The sequence below is a fragment of the Pseudomonas sp. Leaf127 genome (genome assembly GCF_001423155.1).
In the GTDB taxonomy this organism is placed as follows: Bacteria; Pseudomonadota; Gammaproteobacteria; order Pseudomonadales; family Pseudomonadaceae; genus Aquipseudomonas; species Aquipseudomonas ovata.
Genome location: NZ_LMOA01000022.1, coordinates 576,611 through 596,076, shown reverse-complemented (window position 1 = coordinate 596,076; position 19,466 = coordinate 576,611). Strand labels below are relative to the sequence as shown.

Annotated in this window: 14 protein-coding genes and 2 tRNA genes; 2 read left to right on the top strand and 14 right to left on the bottom strand. The window is 62.4% G+C overall.

The features are described from left to right. Window positions 1–28: 28 nt before the first annotated feature. The 11 genes from ASF84_RS20510 to rnr all read right to left on the bottom strand — a co-directional run bounded on the left by ASF84_RS20510 (window position 29) and on the right by rnr (window position 13,984). Entirely contained in the window at window positions 29–2,341 is a 2,313-nt protein-coding gene (locus ASF84_RS20510) for a YgiQ family radical SAM protein (protein ID WP_056840675.1), read from the bottom strand. Window positions 2,342–2,490: 149 nt separating this feature from the next. Further along, entirely contained in the window at window positions 2,491–3,885 is a 1,395-nt protein-coding gene (gene dnaB / locus ASF84_RS20505; protein WP_056840674.1) for a replicative DNA helicase, read from the bottom strand. A gap of 120 nt (window positions 3,886–4,005) precedes the next feature. Next, window positions 4,006–4,452 carry a 50S ribosomal protein L9 gene (gene rplI / locus ASF84_RS20500; RefSeq protein ID WP_056840673.1) on the bottom strand — a complete coding sequence of 149 codons (447 nt, stop codon included), beginning with the start codon at window positions 4,450–4,452 and terminating at the stop codon, window positions 4,006–4,008. A gap of 18 nt (window positions 4,453–4,470) precedes the next feature. Then, window positions 4,471–5,367: a hypothetical protein gene (locus ASF84_RS20495; RefSeq protein ID WP_056840672.1), complete on the bottom strand. Its 897-nt coding sequence runs from the start codon at window positions 5,365–5,367 to the stop codon at window positions 4,471–4,473. A gap of 39 nt (window positions 5,368–5,406) precedes the next feature. Next, window positions 5,407–5,637: a 30S ribosomal protein S18 gene (gene rpsR / locus ASF84_RS20490; protein WP_002551829.1), complete on the bottom strand. Its 231-nt coding sequence runs from the start codon at window positions 5,635–5,637 to the stop codon at window positions 5,407–5,409. 28 nt (window positions 5,638–5,665) lie between these two features. Further along, window positions 5,666–6,091 (bottom strand): 30S ribosomal protein S6, encoded by a 426-nt coding sequence (gene rpsF / locus ASF84_RS20485; protein ID WP_056840671.1) that lies wholly within the window; start codon window positions 6,089–6,091, stop codon window positions 5,666–5,668. A 211-nt stretch (window positions 6,092–6,302) separates the two neighbouring features. Then, window positions 6,303–7,367 carry an FAD-dependent oxidoreductase gene (locus ASF84_RS20480; RefSeq protein ID WP_082481736.1) on the bottom strand — a complete coding sequence of 355 codons (1,065 nt, stop codon included), beginning with the start codon at window positions 7,365–7,367 and terminating at the stop codon, window positions 6,303–6,305. Beyond that, entirely contained in the window at window positions 7,364–9,331 is a 1,968-nt protein-coding gene (locus tag ASF84_RS29245; protein ID WP_201783686.1) for a LodA/GoxA family CTQ-dependent oxidase, read from the bottom strand. The genes ASF84_RS20480 and ASF84_RS29245 overlap by 4 nt, the downstream gene beginning before the upstream one ends. Window positions 9,332–9,379: 48 nt before the next feature. Further along, window positions 9,380–10,396 carry a hypothetical protein gene (locus ASF84_RS29240; protein WP_056840670.1) on the bottom strand — a complete coding sequence of 339 codons (1,017 nt, stop codon included), beginning with the start codon at window positions 10,394–10,396 and terminating at the stop codon, window positions 9,380–9,382. A gap of 217 nt (window positions 10,397–10,613) precedes the next feature. After that, window positions 10,614–11,372 carry a 23S rRNA (guanosine(2251)-2'-O)-methyltransferase RlmB gene (gene rlmB, locus ASF84_RS20465; RefSeq protein ID WP_056840669.1) on the bottom strand — a complete coding sequence of 253 codons (759 nt, stop codon included), beginning with the start codon at window positions 11,370–11,372 and terminating at the stop codon, window positions 10,614–10,616. After that, window positions 11,369–13,984 carry a ribonuclease R gene (rnr, locus tag ASF84_RS20460; RefSeq protein WP_056840668.1) on the bottom strand — a complete coding sequence of 872 codons (2,616 nt, stop codon included), beginning with the start codon at window positions 13,982–13,984 and terminating at the stop codon, window positions 11,369–11,371. The genes rlmB and rnr overlap by 4 nt, the downstream gene beginning before the upstream one ends. Window positions 13,985–14,208: 224 nt before the next feature. Between rnr and ASF84_RS20455 the strand changes: the two genes are divergently transcribed. Both ASF84_RS20455 and ASF84_RS20450 read left to right on the top strand, forming a co-directional pair. Further along, window positions 14,209–14,295, top strand: a tRNA-Leu gene (locus ASF84_RS20455). Window positions 14,296–14,373: 78 nt separating this feature from the next. Next, window positions 14,374–14,460, top strand: a tRNA-Leu gene (locus ASF84_RS20450). A gap of 220 nt (window positions 14,461–14,680) precedes the next feature. On the opposite strand, the gene ASF84_RS20445 is transcribed toward ASF84_RS20450, so the two are convergent. The 3 genes from ASF84_RS20445 to ASF84_RS20435 form a co-directional block, all read right to left on the bottom strand. Then, window positions 14,681–16,615 carry a methyl-accepting chemotaxis protein gene (locus ASF84_RS20445; protein ID WP_056840667.1) on the bottom strand — a complete coding sequence of 645 codons (1,935 nt, stop codon included), beginning with the start codon at window positions 16,613–16,615 and terminating at the stop codon, window positions 14,681–14,683. 163 nt (window positions 16,616–16,778) lie between these two features. Beyond that, window positions 16,779–18,071 (bottom strand): adenylosuccinate synthase, encoded by a 1,293-nt coding sequence (locus ASF84_RS20440; protein ID WP_056840666.1) that lies wholly within the window; start codon window positions 18,069–18,071, stop codon window positions 16,779–16,781. A gap of 54 nt (window positions 18,072–18,125) precedes the next feature. Beyond that, complete coding sequence (locus ASF84_RS20435; protein WP_056840665.1) at window positions 18,126–19,310, bottom strand: ATP phosphoribosyltransferase regulatory subunit; 1,185 nt, start codon at window positions 19,308–19,310, stop codon at window positions 18,126–18,128. Window positions 19,311–19,466 lie beyond the last annotated feature (156 nt).

Sequence of the window (19,466 nt, the reverse complement as noted above, 5' to 3'; positions counted from 1 at the left end):
TTGGCGTCTTGCCGTCAGGCAAACGGTCTCAGCGTGGCAAGACGGGCTGTCGCGTCGGCTTGTTGCCGCCCTTCTTGGCCTGGGCGCGGTCGCGCGCGGCCTGTTTGTTGCGGGCTTCGGCGGCGGCCTTGGCCTGTTCGCGCTTGTCCCACGGCTTGCTGCCGTCACTGGCACGCGGTGGCAGGCCGGTGTGCTGGGTCAGGATCTTGCCGCTGCCTTTGGTGACATCGCTCTTGCCGACCTTGTGGCTGCCCGACGGCGTCGAGTTCTTGCGACGGGCGCTCTGGTAGCTGTCGGTCGCCGGCTGGTGCAACGGGATCAACTGATCCTTGCCCGGCCCGATCAGGTCGCTACGGCCCATGCGTTCCAGCGCTTCGCGCAGCATCGGCCAGCCCTTCGGATCGTGGTAGCGCAGGAAGGCCTTGTGCAGGCGGCGCTGCTCATCGCTCTTGACGATGGTCAGGTTGTCGCTCTTGTAGGTGACCTTGCGCAGCGGGTTCTTGCCGGAGTGGTACATGGCGGTCGCCGAGGCCATCGGCGAGGGGTAGAACGCCTGCACCTGGTCGGCACGGAAGCCGTTGCCCTTGAGCCACAGCGCCAGGTTCATCATGTCTTCGTCGGTGGTGCCCGGGTGGGCGGCGATGAAGTACGGGATCAGGTACTGCTCCTTGCCCGCCTCTTTCGAGTACTTCTCGAACATGCGCTTGAAGCGGTCGTAGCTGCCGATGCCCGGCTTCATCATCTGGTTGAGCGGGCCTTCCTCGGTGTGTTCCGGGGCAATCTTCAGGTAGCCGCCCACGTGATGGGTCACCAGTTCCTTGACGTATTCCGGCGACTCGACGGCCAGGTCGTAGCGCAGGCCCGAGGCAATCAGGATTTTCTTCACGCCTGGCAAGGCACGGGCACTGCGGTACAGCTTGATCAGCGCCGAGTGGTCGGTGTTCAGGTTCGGGCAGATGCCAGGGAACACGCACGAGGGCTTGCGGCAGGCCGATTCGATTTCCGGGCTCTTGCAGGCGATGCGGTACATGTTGGCAGTCGGCCCGCCGAGGTCGGAGATCACCCCGGTGAAGCCCGGCACCTTGTCGCGGATCTCTTCGATCTCGCGAATGATCGACTCGTGGGAGCGGTTCTGGATGATGCGGCCTTCGTGCTCGGTGATCGAGCAGAAGGTGCAGCCGCCGAAGCAGCCACGCATGATATTGACCGAGAAACGGATCATGTCGTAGGCCGGAATCTTTTCCTTGCCGTACGCCGGGTGTGGCACGCGCGCATAAGGCATGCCGAACACGTAGTCCATTTCTTCGGTGGTCATCGGAATCGGTGGCGGGTTGAGCCAGATGTCGGTGTCACCATGCTTCTGCACCAGCGCACGGGCGTTGCCCGGGTTGGTTTCCAGGTGCAGCACGCGGTTGGCGTGGGCATAAAGCACCGGGTCGTTGCGCACTTTCTCGAACGACGGCAGGCGGATTACGGTCTTGTCGCGGGTCATGCGCGGGCTTTCGAGAATCTGCACGACCTTGGCTTCGTTGGGGTCTTCGACCTCGCCCTTGGACTGCTCGATGGCGCAGGCCTCGGTGTCCTGGGTGTTCACATACGGGTTGATGATCTTGTCGACCTTGCCCGGCCGGTCGATGCGGGTCGAGTCGACCTCGTACCAGCCCTTGGGCGTGTCGCGGCGCACGAACACGGTGCCACGCACATCGGTGATGTCTTCGATCTTCTGCCCGTAGGACAGGCGCTGGGCAACCTCGACCACGGCGCGCTCGGCGTTGCCGTACAGCAGGATGTCGGCGCAGGCGTCGACCAGGATCGAGTGGCGGACCTTGTCCTGCCAGTAATCGTAGTGGGCGATGCGGCGCAGCGAAGCCTCGATGCCGCCGAGCACGATTGGCACATGCTTGTAGGCTTCCTTGCAGCGCTGGCTGTACACCAGGCTGGCGCGATCAGGACGCTTGCCGGCCATGCCGCCCGGCGTGTAGGCGTCGTCGGAGCGGATCTTCTTGTCGGCGGTGTAGCGGTTGATCATCGAGTCCATGTTGCCGGCCGCGACCCCGAAGAACAGGTTCGGCTCGCCGAGCTTCATGAAGTCATCCTTGGAAGTCCAGTCCGGCTGGGCAATGATCCCGACGCGGAAGCCCTGGGACTCCAGCAGCCGGCCGATGATCGCCATGCCAAAGGATGGATGATCGACGTAGGCATCACCGGAGATGATGATGATGTCGCACGAATCCCATCCCAACTGATCCATCTCTTCCCGGCTCATCGGCAGGAAAGGCGCAGGCCCGAAACATTCGGCCCAGTACTTGGGATAGTCAAATAACGGCTTGGCTGCTTGCATGACGGTGACCGGTGTTGGTGTCAGGGGAGGCGGATCGCGTCTGGGAATTCGCGGCGCGCAATATAGCACAAAAAATGATCAAGTCCGACCGGGATGGTCGGATTATCAGGTAGAGGTCGGTGCAGGGACGCGGCTACAAGACTCGCGTATCAGTCATCGTCAAACTGATAACTGCCCGGCGCCAGGTTTTCAAAGCGGGTGTACTTGCCGATGAACGCCAGGCGCGAGGTGCCGATCGGGCCGTTACGCTGCTTGCCGATGATGATTTCGGCGATGCCCTTGTACTCGGTTTCCGGGTGGTAAACCTCGTCACGGTAGACGAACATGATCACGTCGGCGTCCTGCTCGATTGCACCGGACTCACGCAGGTCGGAGTTGATCGGGCGCTTGTTCGGACGTTGCTCCAGCGAGCGGTTGAGCTGCGACAGGGCGATGACCGGGCAGTTGAATTCCTTGGCCAGTGCCTTGAGCGAGCGCGAGATCTCAGAGATCTCGTTGGTGCGGTTGTCGCCGGCGGCACCGGGGACTTTCATCAACTGCAGGTAGTCGATCATGATCATGCCGATCTCGCCATGTTCACGGGCGACACGGCGCGTCCGGGCGCGCATTTCCGACGGGCTGATACCGGCGGTGTCATCGATGAACAGCTTGCGGTCGTTGAGCAGGTTGACCGCCGAGGTCAGGCGCGGCCAGTCGTCGTCATCCAGCTGACCGGAGCGGATCTTGGTCTGGTCGATGCGCCCCAGCGAGGACAGCATCCGCATCATCAGCGATTCGCCCGGCATCTCCAGCGAGTAGACCAGCACGGCCTTCTCGCTGCGCAAGACGGCGTTCTCCACCAGGTTCATGGCGAAAGTGGTCTTGCCCATCGACGGACGACCGGCCACGATGATCAGGTCGGACGGCTGCATGCCACTGGTCATTTCGTCCAGGTCGGTGTAGCCGGTGGACAGGCCGGTGATGGCGTTGTTGCTGTTGAACAGCGTGTCGATGCGGTCGATGGCCCGGGTCAGCAGGTCATTGACGCCCACCGGACCGCCCGTCTTGGGACGGGCCTCGGCAATCTGGAAGATCTGGCGCTCGGCTTCGTCGAGGATTTCCTCGGCGGTGCGGCCTTCGGGGTTGAAGGCGCTGTCGGCGATTTCGCTGCTGATGCCGATCAGTTGGCGCAAGGTGGCCCGCTGACGAACGATCTGCGCGTAGGCCTTGATGTTGGCCACCGACGGGGTGTTCTTGGCCAGTTCGCTGAGGTAGCCCAGGCCACCGACCTGCGAGGCCTGGCCTTCCTTGTCCAGTTGCTCGGACAGGGTCACGACGTCGATCGGCAGGTTCTGATCGGCCAGGCGCGCAATGGCCCGGAAGATCAGACGGTGATCATGACGATAAAAGTCGCCATCCGAGACTTGATCGAGCACGCGCTCCCAGGCGTTGTTGTCCAGCATCAGGCCACCGAGCACAGCCTGTTCGGCTTCGATGGAGTGAGGCGGCACCTTGAGGGCGGCGGTTTGCAGATCGTACTGCTCGGGGGCGGAGATATCGTTCATGGCCACTGGAATTCGAGTTACTCATCAGGCTTGCAGAAAGACAAAGGGCACGACCTGTGAACAGGATCGTGCCCGATGTTAATCCTCTGGCGGTCAACCCGCCAGACGACCATGTGCTGCTTAAGCAGCCACCACGACAACGCGAACGGTTGCGTCAACGTCGCTGTGCAGGTGCACGGCCACGTCGAATTCACCGACGTTACGGATGGTGCCGTTCGGCAGACGAATTTCGCTTTTCGACACTTCAACGCCCGAGGCGGTCAGTGCGTCAGCGATATCGTGAGTACCGATCGAACCGAACAGCTTGCCTTCGTCGCCAGCGGTGGCAGTGATGGTCACTTCCAGCTCGGCCAGTTGGGCGGCGCGGGTTTCGGCCGAAGTTTTCTTGTCGGCAGCCAGTTGCTCCAGCTCGGCACGACGCTCTTCGAACGCAGCCAGGTTGGCAGCGGTCGCAGGGGTGGCCTTGCCGTAAGGCAGCAGGTAGTTACGACCGTAGCCGGCCTTGACGTTTACTTTGTCGCCCAGGTTGCCCAGGTTGGCGACTTTTTCCAGAAGGATCAGTTGCATGTGGAAATCCTCTAACTTTTAACCTTCACCGTTCGCAGAACCATTACCGGCGTCTTTCGACCCCCGGCGGCCGCGAAAATCAATCAGGCTGTCGACAATGGCCAAGACCACGAGCAACGGATAGATCAGCTGCATGAATAACAGCAGCGTGATGTACAACCCCACCAGCCAGAACCTGGCCAGGCGCTTTTCAGCCACCAGGCCATGAATCAGGGCCACACCCGCAAACACCAGTGGCACGCTGCACAACGGTGTCAACATGGCCATGTGTGGACCGAAGTTCGGTCCCACCAGCATGCACACCAACAGCACGAACATCGGTATCCGCGGCAGTCTCACGGCGCGAAATTCGCGCCCGAAACCGCCAGGGTTGTACAACAACGCTTGCCAGTAACGCCCCAGCATCAGGGTCAGCACACTGACGATCTGCAACAATGCCGCTATAAGGCCGTTAAGGACCGGTGCAATCAATGACCCCAGGCGGGCCCGCTCTTCTACGCTCATCTGATCGTAGATACCGGGGAGCATTGCCGGCAGGTGTTTCTGAATCTCCTGCGACAACATCTCGATGGGTTCGCGAAACGCCGAACCCAGGATCACTGCATACAACAATCCCCACGCCACGCTGGCGAGCAGCACACGGACCCAGGACTCGCTGGCACGCAAAACCATTGCCAGGCCTAGCGAACCGACCAGCACCATAGCGGTACGCGGTTCACCGAAATACCACCAGGCCAAGGCCGGCAGTAGAGCCCAGGCCAGGATGCCGGCGGCATCACTGAACCCGCGTCGCAGGAGCACAAGGCTTCCTGCGGCAGCACTCAACCAGAACAGCAGCGGCAATGCCGCACATCCGGCCACAATCAGAGTGGCCTGCATACGACCGCGCATGATCAATTCAGCTAAGGCGCGCATGCGATCTATCCCTTGTTACGTCTTGTCGACGACCCGGTCTCAGCGGCCGTGGCTGTCGGTGTAAGCCAGCAAGGCCAGGAAGCGGGCGCGCTTGATAGCGGTGGCCAGCTGACGCTGATAACGAGCTTTGGTACCGGTGATGCGGCTTGGAACGATTTTGCCGGTTTCCGATACGTAGGCTTTCAGAGTGTTGAGATCCTTGTAATCGATCTCTTTCACGTCTTCAGCGGTGAAGCGGCAGAATTTACGACGACGGAAGAAACGTGCCATGTAATAGGCTCCTCAAAAGGTCCGTGGATTACTCGTCAGCGTTATCGCTAACGTCACTGTTGTCGCTGTCATCGCCATCGGCGCTGTCAGAGTGCTCAGGACGGTCACGACGCTCACGGCGCTCGCTGCGGTTCTCTTCAGCCTTGAGCATCTCGGACTGGCCGGTAACGGCTTCGTCGCGACGGATGACCAGGTTACGGATCACGGCATCGTTGTAGCGGAAGTTGTCTTCCAGCTCGGCCAGGGCCTTGCCGGTGCACTCAACGTTCAGCATCACGTAGTGAGCCTTGTGAACATTGTTGATTGCATAGGCCAGTTGACGACGGCCCCAGTCTTCCAGACGATGAACCTTGCCACCGTCTTCTTCGATCAGCTTGGTGTAACGCTCAACCATGCCGCCGACTTGTTCGCTCTGATCCGGGTGGACCAGAAAGATGATTTCGTAATGACGCATGAATGCTCCTTACGGGTTGTAGCCTGCCACGAAATGTGGTCAGACAAGGAGTGAATGACTCGTGTGTGCCTTGCGCATGGACAGGCACATGATGGCCTGCCGCGACAGCAAGGGGCGCAATTGTAGAGAAGGGGCAGGTGCGGCGCAAGGCAATTGGTGATTATTTGAACAGCCCATTCCAGACCCGCCTGTTCGCGTCCCATTCTGCCTGTCATTGCCCGACACGGCCGTTGCGCGCCTGCCAGAACGGCTCACGCGGCCAGCGTTGTTCGCGTCGGTAGTGGTAGTCGATCTGGCGCACATAAGCCTGGCGGATGCTTTGCAACACAAGACGATAAGGCGCCAGCGCCTGGGGCTGGCCCTGCAAGGCCTGGTGCACCGCCTGGGCACCGCGCAAGCCGGTGTAGAGCGCATTGAACAGCCCCTGGGATGACAAGGGGTCGAAGGCCAGGGCCGCATCGCCCACCGCCAGCCATCCATCGCTCAGCCCGTGTTGCAACTGGCTGCCGCTGGCATCGCAGGCACGCGGCAGGCTCCACTGATCAGCCTGGCAGAACGATCGAAGATGCTGCGTGCGCGCCAGCTGTTCGAGCCAGGATGGCCGGCACCCTTGTAACATGGCGGCCTCGGCAGGACAGGTATGCAACGCGACCACGCAACGGCCGCCGGGCAGCTGTGCCTGATACCACCAGCCCTTGTCCACGGCCTCGATCAAGGTGCGCTGATCACGACTGTCGCACAGCGACCAGGCATAGACCGCAATCAAGGCCTGGTCCCGGGCCCGCCCTGCCCCCAGGCGCCTGGCCACAACCGACGCCCTGCCGCTGGCATCGATGACCCAGCGCGCCTGAACGCTTTTGTGCGCACACTGCAACTGCCAGCCGTTTGCCAGGCGACTGAAAGGCCCCAGGCGCTCGCGCCACCACATCACCCCAGACGACAGGGCCGCCTGGCGCAAGGCGTCATCGAAGCGAGCGCGATCGAGATGCCAGCCGGCACCGTGGGGGTCAAGCATGAAGTCATGCGTGCGCAACTGCGCCCCTCCCCAGGCGAACTGATTGCCAATGCACACCTGCGGCAAACTGTGCTGCAGGTGATTGAGCAGCCCGAGATCGCGCAACAGGGGCCGGGCGGCGCCCGGCAGGCTCTCACCGATTCGCGGCACGTCGGGCGCCGGGTCGATCAACAGCACCCGGCAACCTTGCTGCGCCAGGTACCGGGCGGCGATCGCACCGGCAGGCCCGGCACCGACCACCGCTACATCGAGCGCGGTCAACGCCGAAGTACCCGGCAGAACTCTTCATACTGCCCGGCGCTGTCCCAGCCAGCCTGAGCCAGACGTCGCGCCTCATCAGTGGCGTACGCGTCCTGCTCCGGCACGGGCAGATCGCGGGCAGACAGGACGTCAGGCGCGCTACCGCCACCGGGACTGCGCTCGATCTCGACATGCATGACGGCCGGAAAATCAGTGTCATCGGCAATGCCGGGGCGCACCTCCAGCACGCCCAGCACGCTGGCATCCTCGACCACCTGCATGGCTTTCTCAATAAAGTTGCCTTTGACCTGTCGCCCCCAATGCTCCCTGCTGTGGAATGACGCCAGGCGCTGTTCACGTGACCGCGAGCCGTCGATCACCACCGCGTAATCGGCCTCGCTCAGCACCTGATTGGGCACCTGCGCCGGCCAGAATGTCGGCAGATAGGGATCGTAGTCCTTGTCGTACCCTGAACGGCACCCCACCGCATCGATCTGCCAGGGCAGCGCCATCCAGCGACTCAGGCCACCGGGCGGCTGGTCATGCAAGGGACCACTGGCCCCCAGGGCGGTCGGCTGGTCCAGGTGTGATCCGTAATCGGGCAAGGGCTGGTCACCTGCCCTCTCCCGGATGCGAAACGGCGCGCGATACAGCGATGCATGGCGCATGGGCCAGCTCAACTCGATACCGGGATGGAAAGCATCGGCCACACAGAAATGCAGCGCCGCCCGGTCAAGCATTGCCGGCTGTTCTGCGAGAGGCAGTTTGTCGAGTGAGTCGACAGGGCCGGATGCGGCCTGCCAGTCATCGATGAAGTCCCCGTCCACCCAGCGCCGCAGCAAGTCGCTACGCACAGAGGAAGGCGCCAGATGGTTGGCCGGCAAGTCATCATCACCACCGTAGGTATCGCCGTACAGCCAGGGCCAGGTACGTGGCTCATGAACGTCGTTGTCGGCGGCGCGAAAGGCATTGAACACCGCACGACGCAGATGACGATAGGTTTCGTCGGCGCATGACAGCCTTGCCAGCAGGTGCGGATTGTTGAAGTCCATTGGCGCACCATGACCGAACAGGCCGGCAAACCCCTTGTTGACCCACTGCAGGCCGCTCAGGCGCTGCAGCACCGGCAGCACATCATGCAGGAAGGAAACCTGCTCGGCAGGCTTGATCCAGCCACAGCCGATATAGGTGTCGACCAGCAGATCGTAAAGTGTTCGCCAACCCACTGCATGCGGCGCAAAACTGGGTTGCGCGGCCACGACCCAGGCTGACTCGACCGGCAGGTGCCGACCGTCGAGGATCACACTGGCGCGCACCGGGCCGTCCGAGGTGTCGTCGAACCACTCGCTGGCATTGGGAAAGCTGCCGGGCTCATCGGGGTCATAGATCGGCCGGCCCGACGGCGAACCCGACTGCGCAAAGCCGCCCAGCACCAGCAGGCGCCCGGCCGAATCGGTACGTAACTCGCCAAGCGGAACCTTGATCCCCATGAACTCGCCACTGTCGAAACAAGCCTTTTCGCCAGCATTGTTCTTGCCCGCAATAGAACGGACGCCCGGGTCGATGACCAACGCCTCGCGTGCCGCGCCCGTCAGATGTTCGTTGCGCAGCGCTACTTCGATGTGCGCCGCCTGCTCAAGATCCATTGCCATGTCGAACTTGAACCACTGCGCCTTGCGATTGACCAGATGCACCTGCCAGTCGATCTGCGCCTGGTCGGCGGTCAGCTCCGCAACCACTTGCCCTTCGGCGTCGTAGCCATAAAGGCGAAACCGGGCCGCCTGGCGCTTGAGCGCGCCGGTTGCGTCACGCACATCGCCCAGCGCATCGGCAGCCAGGTCGACGGTTTCAGGCCCGATGAAAAAGCCATCGGGTTCACGGCTGTTGCCGAGCCGCGCAATGCCGATGCCGGGGTGAATGGCGGCGCGCACAATCCTGCTCAGGTCAGGGTTCGACGGGTTTTGCTGGGGAGCCTGCATGTTCATGCTGTTCATCCTTGAACGAAGTGAATCGGAGAGATTGGATGCCGCCGGTCATTCAAGCCGTGTCGGGCGCGGCATATGCGGTTCGCCAAGTGTCTGGCCGTTGTAGTTGCGGCGCACATTGGCCGAAACCTGATAGACCACCTTCCTGGCCTGGGCGATGCTGCCGACCGGCTCATGCTCGCGCAACGTGCGCCACGGGTTATAGGAAAGCGCCTCGCCATATTCGGTCTGGCTGCGGGCATCAATGTCTTGCGCCGGCAGCGTCAGTGTCGCTACGCGCTCGGCCGGCATGAGGCTTTCGTCCCACAGCGCCATGGCATCGTCCACCGGCGCAGGCGTGTCTGCGGTCCATCGCTGCACCATGAAGTGAAAGCGCGCCTCGCCTGCCGCCAGCCTTTTGCGCAGGTCCTTGCGCAGATAACCAGGATCACTGTAGTCAGACTCTTCTGCCGCCGGCACAGATTCGGGCACGATCTTGTACTTGCAGTAACCCGATGCGCCGAACCGATAAGGCACCACGCTCCAGAGCTCGCTTTGCAGCACGCTGGGCACGATTTTCTCCATGTCATCCAGCACCTGCCGGGTTTGCGGGTGATCACGAACCCAGGCATTGAAGTCGCGGAAGGCTTCGCACATGTCTTGCGCGGTGCGGACGAAAAAAACCGGGTGATTCTGCAGCAGAAAGTCCAGGGTCGGTGCGTGCTCATCCGGTGCAAGCCCCTTGAGTCCAGGGACATCGAACAGCTTGATGCCCAGCCCTACCGTTGCCTTGAAATCAGGCTGATCATCGGGAACGTCGCAGGAATACCGGACCCAGGCCGGATAACTGCCCGGCTTGGCAAACAGCCCGACACGCAGGGCCTGGGGCAAACCCTCCAGCACCTCGAAACGGCCGTGCGCCACCCCGTTGAGGCGCAGGAAAACGGGGCGCCGCACAGGGCATTGCCCTTCACGGATACGGCGCATCTGGGTCTTTTCGATAAAGAGGTCTTCAAGACAGGCAATCGCGTCGTGATCAGGGTCTTGCCGATCGGCCGAAGCGAGCGGTGGTGCGAGTTCTTTCATACTGAGCGTCCTTCTCCAGAGGCATGCCACTTCATGTGGGCATACTTAATGGATAGGCGCTCACTCGCCCGCAGGCCAGTATTCAAGAAAATACAGACATGCCCTACAGCGGATGAAGAAATGCCTACACGTCGCGGTAACTATCGACTGGCGATGTTTCTCCCGGATAAAAAAATACCCCGAACAGGTCGGGGTATTTTTCAAGCAGGCAAGCCGCTTACTTCTTGCTCACCGACTTGGCGCTGCGCTGCCTCAAGGCTTCGAACAGGCACACACCGGAAGCCACCGAGACGTTGAGGCTGCTGACGCTGCCCGCCATCGGCAGGCGCACCAGGAAATCACAATGCTCGCGGGTCAGGCGGCGCATGCCCTTGCCTTCAGCTCCCATGACCAGCACGATCGGCCCGGTCAGGTCCTGCTCGTACAGCTCCTGCTCGGCCTCGCCGGCCGTGCCGACGATCCACAAGCCGCGATTCTGAAGTTTTTCCAGGGTGCGCGCCAGGTTGGTCACGGCCACCAGCGGAATCACTTCGGCCGCGCCGCAGGCCACCTTGCGCACGGTCGCATTGAGCGTCGCCGACTTGTCCTTGGGCACCAGCACCGCCAGGGCACCGGCCGCATCGGCGGTGCGCAGGCAGGCGCCGAGGTTGTGCGGGTCGGTCACACCGTCGAGCACCAGCAGCAACGGCGGGCCTTCATGGCGCTCAAGCAGCTCGTCGAGCATGGCCTCGCCCCAGACCTGGCTGGGGCTGACTTCGGCCACCACGCCCTGGTGTACGCCTTCGACCCAGGCGTCCATCTCGCGCCGTTCGGCCTGGCCGATCTGTACGCGATTCTGCCCGGCCAGCTCGACCAGAGTCTGGACCCGCGGCTCGCTGCGCCCTTCGGCCAGCCAGATCTGCTTGACCCGCTTGGGATGATGACGCAACAGCGCCTCTACGGCATGCACACCGTAGATTTTTTCCAGGTCACTCATGTCTTGCCCTTGGTTTTGGACCGCGACGGCCCCTTGCGGTGCTTGCTGGGCTTGCCGGACGAGTCCTCAGTGCGCGCAGGCTTGCTCGACGACTTGCCGGCGCCCTTGGCTTCGTTCAGCAGTGCCTGCTTCAGTTCGCGGCTCTTGCGCACCTCGGCATTCTTGGCCACCGCATCGCTGGGGTAGTAGGCATCGCTGACGGCACGCTTGCCCGAAGCCTTGTCCGAGGATTTGTCGCTCGACTTGCGACGCTCGCCACGCGCCGGTGCGGGCGCTGCGGCCTTCTTTGACTCGGCCGGCGGCGCGGTCTCGTGCAGGCGCTGCTTGCGCTTGCCCGGTGCGACCGTGTCGGCGGCCTTGGCCTTGGCCGACACTTCGAAATCGATCTTGCGCTCGTCCAGGTCGACACGCATGACCTTGACCTCGACGGTGTCGCCCAGGCGATAGCTGCGGCCACTGCGCTCACCGGCCAGGCGATGGTGCACCGGGTCGAAGTGGTAGTAGTCGTCCGGCAGCGCGGTAACGTGCACCAGGCCTTCGACATAGATGTCGATCAGTTCGACGAACAGGCCGAAACCGGTCACGGCCGTGATCACGCCCGGGAAGGACTCACCGACGCGGTCCTTCATGAACTCGCACTTGAGCCAGTTGACCACGTCACGCGTGGCTTCGTCGGCACGGCGCTCGCTCATCGAGCATTGCTCACCCAATTGCTCGAGCTGCGGCTCGTCGTACGGGTAGATGCGCGCCTTGGGAATGGTGGCGGCATCGGCGCGACGCACATGGGTCGTTTCGCGCTTGGAGCGGATTACGCTGCGGATCGCCCGGTGCGTAAGCAGGTCGGGGTAGCGACGGATCGGCGAGGTGAAGTGGGTGTAGGCCTCGTAGTTCAGACCAAAGTGACCGTTGTTGTCGGCGGTGTACACCGCCTGGCTCAACGAGCGCAGCATGACGGTCTGGATCAGGTGATGGTCCGGGCGCTCGCGCACGGTTTCCAGCAGGGCCTGGTAATCCTTGGGCGATGGACCGTCCTTGCCCTTGTGCAACGACAGTCCCAGCTCGCCGAGGAAAGCGCTGAGCTTTTCCAGGCGCTCTGGCGGCGGACCGTCGTGGACGCGGTACAAAGCCGGGATTTCATGTTTTTTGAGAAACTCTGCGGTGGCCACGTTGGCTGCCAGCATGCATTCCTCGATCAGCTTGTGGGCGTCGTTGCGCGTGGTCGGCCGGATTTCGGCGATCTTGCGCTCGGAGCCGAAGATGATCCGGGTTTCCTGCGTCTCGAAATCGATGGCCCCACGCGCATGACGTGCGCCCAGCAGCACCTTGTACAGCGCATACAGTTGCTTGAGGTCCGGCACCACCTCGTTGTATTCGTCACGCAGCTTGCGCGCTTCGGAGGTACGGCCATGCTCGAGGAGGGTGCTGACCTTGTTATAGGTCAGGCGTGCATGCGAGTGGATGACGGCCTCGTAGAACACGTAGTCGACCATCTCGCCGGTCTTGGAGAAATCCATCTCGCAGACCATCGCCAGGCGATCGACATGCGGGTTCAGCGAGCACAGGCCGTTAGACAGCTCTTCGGGCAGCATTGGAATGACGCGCTCGGGGAAGTACACCGAGTTGCCACGCACCTGGGCTTCGTCGTCGAGCGCCGAGCCGATCTTGACGTAACTGGAAACGTCGGCGATCGCCACGTACAGCTTCCAGCCGCCGGAGAACAGGCGCAGCTTGCCGGGACGGGCTTCGCAATAGACCGCATCGTCGAAGTCGCGGGCGTCTTCGCCGTCGATGGTCACGAACGGCAGGTGACGCAGGTCGATGCGGTTGGCCTTGTCTTTCTCTTCGACCTCAGGCTTGAGCCGCGCGGCTTCCTTCAGAACGCCTTGTGGCCAGACATGGGGAATGTCGTAGCTGCGCAGCGCCACGTCGATTTCCATGCCGGGGGCCATGTAGTTGCCCACGACCTCGACCACATCGCCCTGCGGCTGGAAGCGCGGTGTCGGCCAGTGGGTGATCTTCACCTCGACGAACTGGCCCACCTTGGCGCCACCGTTACGACCGGTGGTGACCAGCACTTCCTGCTGGATCTTGGGATTGTCCGGGGTCACGAAACCAATGCCGCTTTCTTCGAAATAGCGACCCACGATGGATTCGTGCGCACGGGAGATGACTTCGACGATCACGCCTTCACGGCGCCCGCGGCGGTCCAGGCCGGAAACGCGGGCCAGGGCACGGTCACCGTCGAACACCAGGCGCATCTGGCCCGGACTCATGAACAGGTCGTCGGAACCATCGTCGGGGATCAGGAAGCCGAAACCGTCGCGGTGACCGCTGATGCGGCCCAGGATCAGGTCCAGCTTGTCGACCGGCGCATAGGTGCCACGCCGCGTATAGATCAGTTGACCATCGCGCTCCATCGCGCGCAGGCGGCGGCGCAGGGCCTCGAACTGGTCTTCGGTGGTCAGGCCGAACTCGTCGACCAGTTGCTCGCGACTGGCCGGCGAACCACGCTCGGCAAGATGCTGCAGGATCAGCTCGCGGCTGGGAATGGGGTTTTCGTATTTTTCCGCTTCTCGAGCGGCCTCGGGATCGAGGGACTGCCAATCGGCCATTAGTATTCATTCACCTTTTCGGAAGGGCGCAGTTTCGCATATACAGGATTGAAACGCTAAGCAGCCGTTTCAGCCCCCTGATCACTTTTTTTCAAAAAACATGAAAAAGAGCTTTACAGGCCATTGGGCCATCCCTAAGATGCGCACCACAACGACAGCCAAGGCTGTGTTGAGTTGAATCAGACAGCATTCTCGAACGAAAATGCGGTTGAAAGCAACGAATTGCCCAGATGGTGAAATTGGTAGACACGCCAGCTTCAGGTGCTGGTGACCGCAAGGTCGTGGAAGTTCGAGTCTTCTTCTGGGCACCAATTCAAAAACAAGGTACTGCCTTGTTTTAAAGTAGACCAGGATTTCGATTCCGGTCGAACGCTTCAAATGCAATATCCGCCCAGGTGGTGAAATTGGTAGACACGCCAGCTTCAGGTGCTGGTGACCTTACGGTCGTGGAAGTTCGAGTCTTCTCCTGGGCACCAATTCAGACAAAACCGAGCCAAGTGCTCGGTTTTGTGCTTTCTGGCGTATGGCTTTCGAACAACCTGCGTGCCGTAGGAGCGCGCTTGCCCGCGACCGAGTGCATAGCGCTCGCAAAATCGTGTAAACGCCACAATTTTGCGACTGCTAACGCCGCTGGTCGCGGTGGTCCGGCATTCCGGCAAGCCCCCCCTGCTTGCCGCGCGCCAGCGCCCCGCCCGATCACGCCTTGAACTGTCCCAGACTGGCCTTCAGTTGTGCAGCCAGCCCATTGAGCACCTTGCCGCTGGCCGTGGTTGCCGACACCGCCTTGGCCGCACGCTCGGCCTGGGCATGGATCACCTCGACGCGTCCGCGAACAGCCTGTGCGCCTTGCGCCTGATGCACAGCGGCCTGGGTTGCCAGGCCGATCGCGGCATGCACCTGCTCGACCGACTCCTGCACCGACTGCTGCAAGCGGGTGCTGTCACGCAACACTGCCAGCCCCTCCTTGGCCTGTCGGCCAGCCTGATCGATGGCGGCCACTGCCTCCCTGGCGCCACGCTGCAGCGCGCCGATGTGGGCCTGGATGTCGCCCGTCGAACTCTGGGTCTTGCTGGCCAGCGCCCGCACCTCGTCGGCCACCACCGCAAAGCCGCGCCCGGTCTCGCCGGCACGCGCAGCCTCAATGGCGGCGTTCAAGGCCAACAGGTTGGTCTGCTCGGCAATTCCGTGAATCACCTCCAGCACCACTTCGATCTGCTGGCTCTGCTGGGCCAGGCGCTCGATCACCTGCGCACCGGTCTCGACCTGCCCGGCCAGGGCCTCGATCAGGCCACCGACCTGATTGGAAGTCCGTGTGTTTTCGTCGGTCGCACGCTTGATGCCCACCACCTGCTGCAAGGCGGCCTGCATGGCCTGGCTTTCGTTCTGCGCCTCGTCGGCCATGCGTTCCAGCGCCTGCAGGCTGGCCGCCACCTCATCGCGCTGCAACTCGGCGGCAGCATCGGCACCGGCATTGCGCTCGCTCATCACCCCGATCTCGACGCCGGTACGCTGCGCCACGTCACCCGCCTCACGGACAATAGGCTGGAGCTTGTCTACGAAGCGGTTGACCGCCGCCGACATGTCACCAATCTCATCGTTGCTGTCGAGCCTGACGCGCTTGGTCAGGTCACCCTCGCCCGCTGCCAGGTCGTTGAGCGCGGCAATCAGCAGGCGCAGCTTGTTGACCACCCGATGCCCCAGCACGACAGCCACCAGCAGCAGCACGCCCAACCCCACCAGCGCCAGGCTCAGACCAATCCTCCAACGCAGCGATTCAGCCGCTTCCTTGACCGCCATCCGGGTGTTGTCGGCCATGGTGCCGGCAGTGCTGTGCGCCGCCTGCAAACGACTGCGCAAGGCCGCCGCACTGCCGGCCGAAGCATCGGTCAGGCTGGCAGACACCAGCTGCTCGCCACTGGTGATCAGGGCGGAGAAGCGCTTGTCCAGCGCGGCCAGGCTTTCTTCGACAGAGGTGGTCGAGACGCCCATGCGCAACTTGCCGATCTCGACGCCATTGGGGCTGATCGACGCTTCGACGTAATACACACCAGGGTCAGTCCTGGCCGCATTGAGCACCTTGTCCATGGCCCGCTCGCCCTGCCCGTTGGCCAGCAGCAGCTTGACCTTGGGGTTGTCGCGATCCAGGTAACGGGTCAAGTGCTCGCCGGCGGCATCGTCGTACACCACGAACAGCACATTGGGGTTGCGCTGCGCCCGCCGGGCGAACTCGGACAGGGTGGGTGTGTCGTTGTCCCACATCGCACGCGGCGCTACGGCCGCCAGTAGCTCGGCCATGTCATTGGCCGATTCGCGCAGGCTCTTTTCCAGCGTGGCCCGCAACTGCACCTGCTCATCCTTCAGACGAGTGGACAGCGCCTGGCTCAGGCGCTGCTGGGTATTGACCGACAAGGCATTGAGGCTGGATGCCACTTCGTTACTGGCCTGCTCCAGCTGCGAGGACAGTTGTTGCGAATCTACCCCCAGGCTTTGTGCCAGATCCGCCTCCAGTGCGGTGACAGTGCTTCGCGTCAGCGCAACCGCGATCAGGACCTGCACCAAAAGAGCAATGCCGAGTGCAATGAACACTGGCCGCAGCAAGCGACTACGCAGAAGAGACAGGACAGCTGACACAGGAGACACCCCCGACACTAATGCCATTAAAATGATGGCACCTTTTCTGACGTTTCTACAGCAATTGCCGTGCCGGCAGCAAGACGCAGGTCAAGCAGAAATGACAAAGGGCCGCAAACGCGGCCCTTTGTCTGTACAGCAGGTTTTATGCAACAGCGATCAATCAGGCAAACGGGTGACGCAACACGATGGTTTCGTTGCGGTCCGGACCGGTGGAGATGATGTCGATCGGGGCATTGACCAGCTCTTCGATGCGCTTGATGTAGGCACGCGCATTGGCCGGCAGGTCTTCCAGGGTCTTGGCACCCAGGGTCGACTCGCTCCAGCCCGGCATTTGCTCGTACACCGGACGCAGGCCGATGTAGCTGTCCGAATCGGTTGGCGCATCGATAACGGCACCGGCTTCATTTTCGTAGCCGACACAGATATTGATGGTCTCCAGGCCGTCGAGCACGTCCAGCTTGGTCAGGCAGATGCCCGAGATGCTGTTGATTTCGATGGCGCGACGCAGGATCACGGCATCGAACCAGCCACAGCGGCGGGCGCGACCGGTGGTCGAGCCGAACTCGTGGCCACGCTTGGCCAGGAAGGCGCCGATATCGTCGAACAGCTCGGTCGGGAACGGACCGGAACCGACACGCGTGGTGTAGGCCTTGGTAATGCCCAGGATGTAGTCCAGGTACAGCGGGCCAAAACCGGAGCCGGTGGCAATGCCGCCAGCGGTGGTGTTGGAGCTGGTGACGTACGGGTAGGTACCGTGGTCGATGTCCAGCAGTGAACCCTGGGCACCTTCGAACATGATGTCCTTGCCGTCACGACGGAACTCGTGCAGCGTCGCGGTCACGTCCAGCATCAGCGGCTTGAGCAGCTCGGCGTATTCCATGCACTCGTCGAGTGTCTTCTGGAAATCGATGGCCGGCTCTTTGTAGTAATGAACCAGCTGGAAGTTGTGGTAGTCCAGCAACTCGCCCAGCTTGGCGGCAAAACGCTCGCGATGGAACAGGTCGCCGATGCGCAGGCCGCGACGCGCAACCTTGTCTTCATAGGCCGGGCCGATGCCGCGACCGGTGGTGCCGATCTTCAGCTCGCCACGGGCCTTCTCGCGCGCCTGGTCCAGCGCGACGTGGTAGGACAGGATCAGCGGGCAGGACGGGCTGATGCGCAGGCGCTCGCGCACCGGAATGCCTTTTTCCTCAAGCTTGACGATTTCACGCATGAGCGCATCGGGCGCCACAACCACGCCATTGCCGATCAGGCACTGCACGCCTTCGCGCAGCACACCGGACGGGATCAGGTGCAGCACGGTCTTTTCACCGTCGATCACCAGGGTGTGGCCCGCATTGTGGCCACCTTGGTAACGCACGACGGCGGTAGCATGTTCGGTCAGCAGATCAACGATCTTGCCTTTGCCCTCATCACCCCACTGAGTGCCCAGGACTACGACATTCTTACCCATAACACTTGTCCTCATTCACGCAAACTTGGTACCGGCGACGCCGGCAGGAATAACTCAGGCCAGCGGCAGTACTTGCCAGTGCTCGCCCTGCTGGATCAACTGCCGGTCACAGCCAGCTTCTCGCGCGGCGCTTACCTGCTGCCCAGGCAGGGCCTGGACGACACGCTGCCCGTCTTTGCGCAACTGGCAGACCTGCTGCCAGAGCGTCGAATCCGTGCTGTCCGGCACCCAGATACCGCCGGACGGAAGTTCGATTTCGGCCTGCCCCAGGGTCACCAGGGTTTTCAGGTCGGTGGAAAAACCGGTGGCCGGACGCGCGCGGCCGAAGTCGGCGCCGATGTCGTCGTAACGACCGCCCTGCGCAATCGACTCGCCCACACCCGGCACGAATGCGGCAAACACCACACCGGTGTGGTAGTGGTAGCCACGCAACTCGCCCAGGTCGAAATACAGCGGCAGCTCCGGGAAGCGTGCGGTCAGGCGCTGCGCGACCACCATCAGGTCATCGAGCGCGGCCAGCACCGGCGCCGGTGCACCGGCCAGGCGCTCACGCGCAGCCGTCAGCACGTCACGATCACCGCACAAATCGACCAGCGCCTGCAACATGGCCGCCAGGTCGGCCGGCAGGCCAGCCGTGAGGGTCACCACTTCATCGATGGCCTTGCGCTGCAGGGCGTCGAACAGCAACTGCTCGACTTCGCCGGACAGGCCCGCCGCGCGCGCCAGGCCACGGTAGATTCCCACGTGCCCCAGGTCCATGTGCACATCCGGCACCTCGGCCAGTTGCAGCATGCCCAGCATCAGGCTGATGACTTCGACGTCACTGCTGGTGCTGGCATCGCCATACAATTCGGCGCCCAGCTGGATCGGGCTGCGCGAGTTGGACAGCGCGCGCGGCTTGGCATGCAGTACGCTGCCGGCATAACACAGGCGGGTCGGCCCTTCGCGTTTGAGGGTATGTGCGTCGATGCGCGCCACCTGTGGCGTGATGTCGGCGCGAAAGCCCATCTGCCGACCCGATTGCGGGTCGATCACCTTGAAGGTGCGCAAGTCCAGATCGGACCCGGCGCCAATCAGCAGCGATTCCAGGTATTCGATATGCGGGGTGACGACGAACTCATAGCCCCAGCTCTGGAACAGATCCAACACCCGACGCCGCGCGACTTCGATACGCGCAGCTTCCGGTGGCAGTACTTCTTCGATGCCATCTGGTAGCAGCCAGCGGTCAACCGTTGCCATTAAGCCATTCCCCTTTATGCGGGCGGCAAGCCGTGCGGCAAGCCTTGAGTGAAGCAGAGAGCGGAGCCATACGACGGGCACGACAAATACCCGAGAACAGGCCTCGGACCACTCTCCTCGAAAAATCCTGCCACATACCCGAAACGGGATGCGACC

Excerpts from the sequence above, each read along its gene's own strand:
- ASF84_RS20510 (WP_056840675.1), bottom strand. The coding sequence starts at position 2,341 with ATGCAAGCAGCCAAGCCGTTATTTGACTATCCCAAGTACTGGGCCGAA.
- dnaB (WP_056840674.1), bottom strand. The coding sequence starts at position 3,885 with ATGAACGATATCTCCGCCCCCGAGCAGTACGATCTGCAAACCGCCGCC.
- rplI (WP_056840673.1), bottom strand. The coding sequence starts at position 4,452 with ATGCAACTGATCCTTCTGGAAAAAGTCGCCAACCTGGGCAACCTGGGC.
- ASF84_RS20495 (WP_056840672.1), bottom strand. The coding sequence starts at position 5,367 with ATGCGCGCCTTAGCTGAATTGATCATGCGCGGTCGTATGCAGGCCACT.
- rpsR (WP_002551829.1), bottom strand. The coding sequence starts at position 5,637 with ATGGCACGTTTCTTCCGTCGTCGTAAATTCTGCCGCTTCACCGCTGAA.
- rpsF (WP_056840671.1), bottom strand. The coding sequence starts at position 6,091 with ATGCGTCATTACGAAATCATCTTTCTGGTCCACCCGGATCAGAGCGAA.
- ASF84_RS29245 (WP_201783686.1), bottom strand. The coding sequence starts at position 9,331 with ATGAACATGCAGGCTCCCCAGCAAAACCCGTCGAACCCTGACCTGAGC.
- ASF84_RS29240 (WP_056840670.1), bottom strand. The coding sequence starts at position 10,396 with ATGAAAGAACTCGCACCACCGCTCGCTTCGGCCGATCGGCAAGACCCT.
- rlmB (WP_056840669.1), bottom strand. The coding sequence starts at position 11,372 with ATGAGTGACCTGGAAAAAATCTACGGTGTGCATGCCGTAGAGGCGCTG.
- rnr (WP_056840668.1), bottom strand. The coding sequence starts at position 13,984 with ATGGCCGATTGGCAGTCCCTCGATCCCGAGGCCGCTCGAGAAGCGGAA.
- ASF84_RS20440 (WP_056840666.1), bottom strand. The coding sequence starts at position 18,071 with ATGGGTAAGAATGTCGTAGTCCTGGGCACTCAGTGGGGTGATGAGGGC.
- ASF84_RS20435 (WP_056840665.1), bottom strand. The coding sequence starts at position 19,310 with ATGGCAACGGTTGACCGCTGGCTGCTACCAGATGGCATCGAAGAAGTA.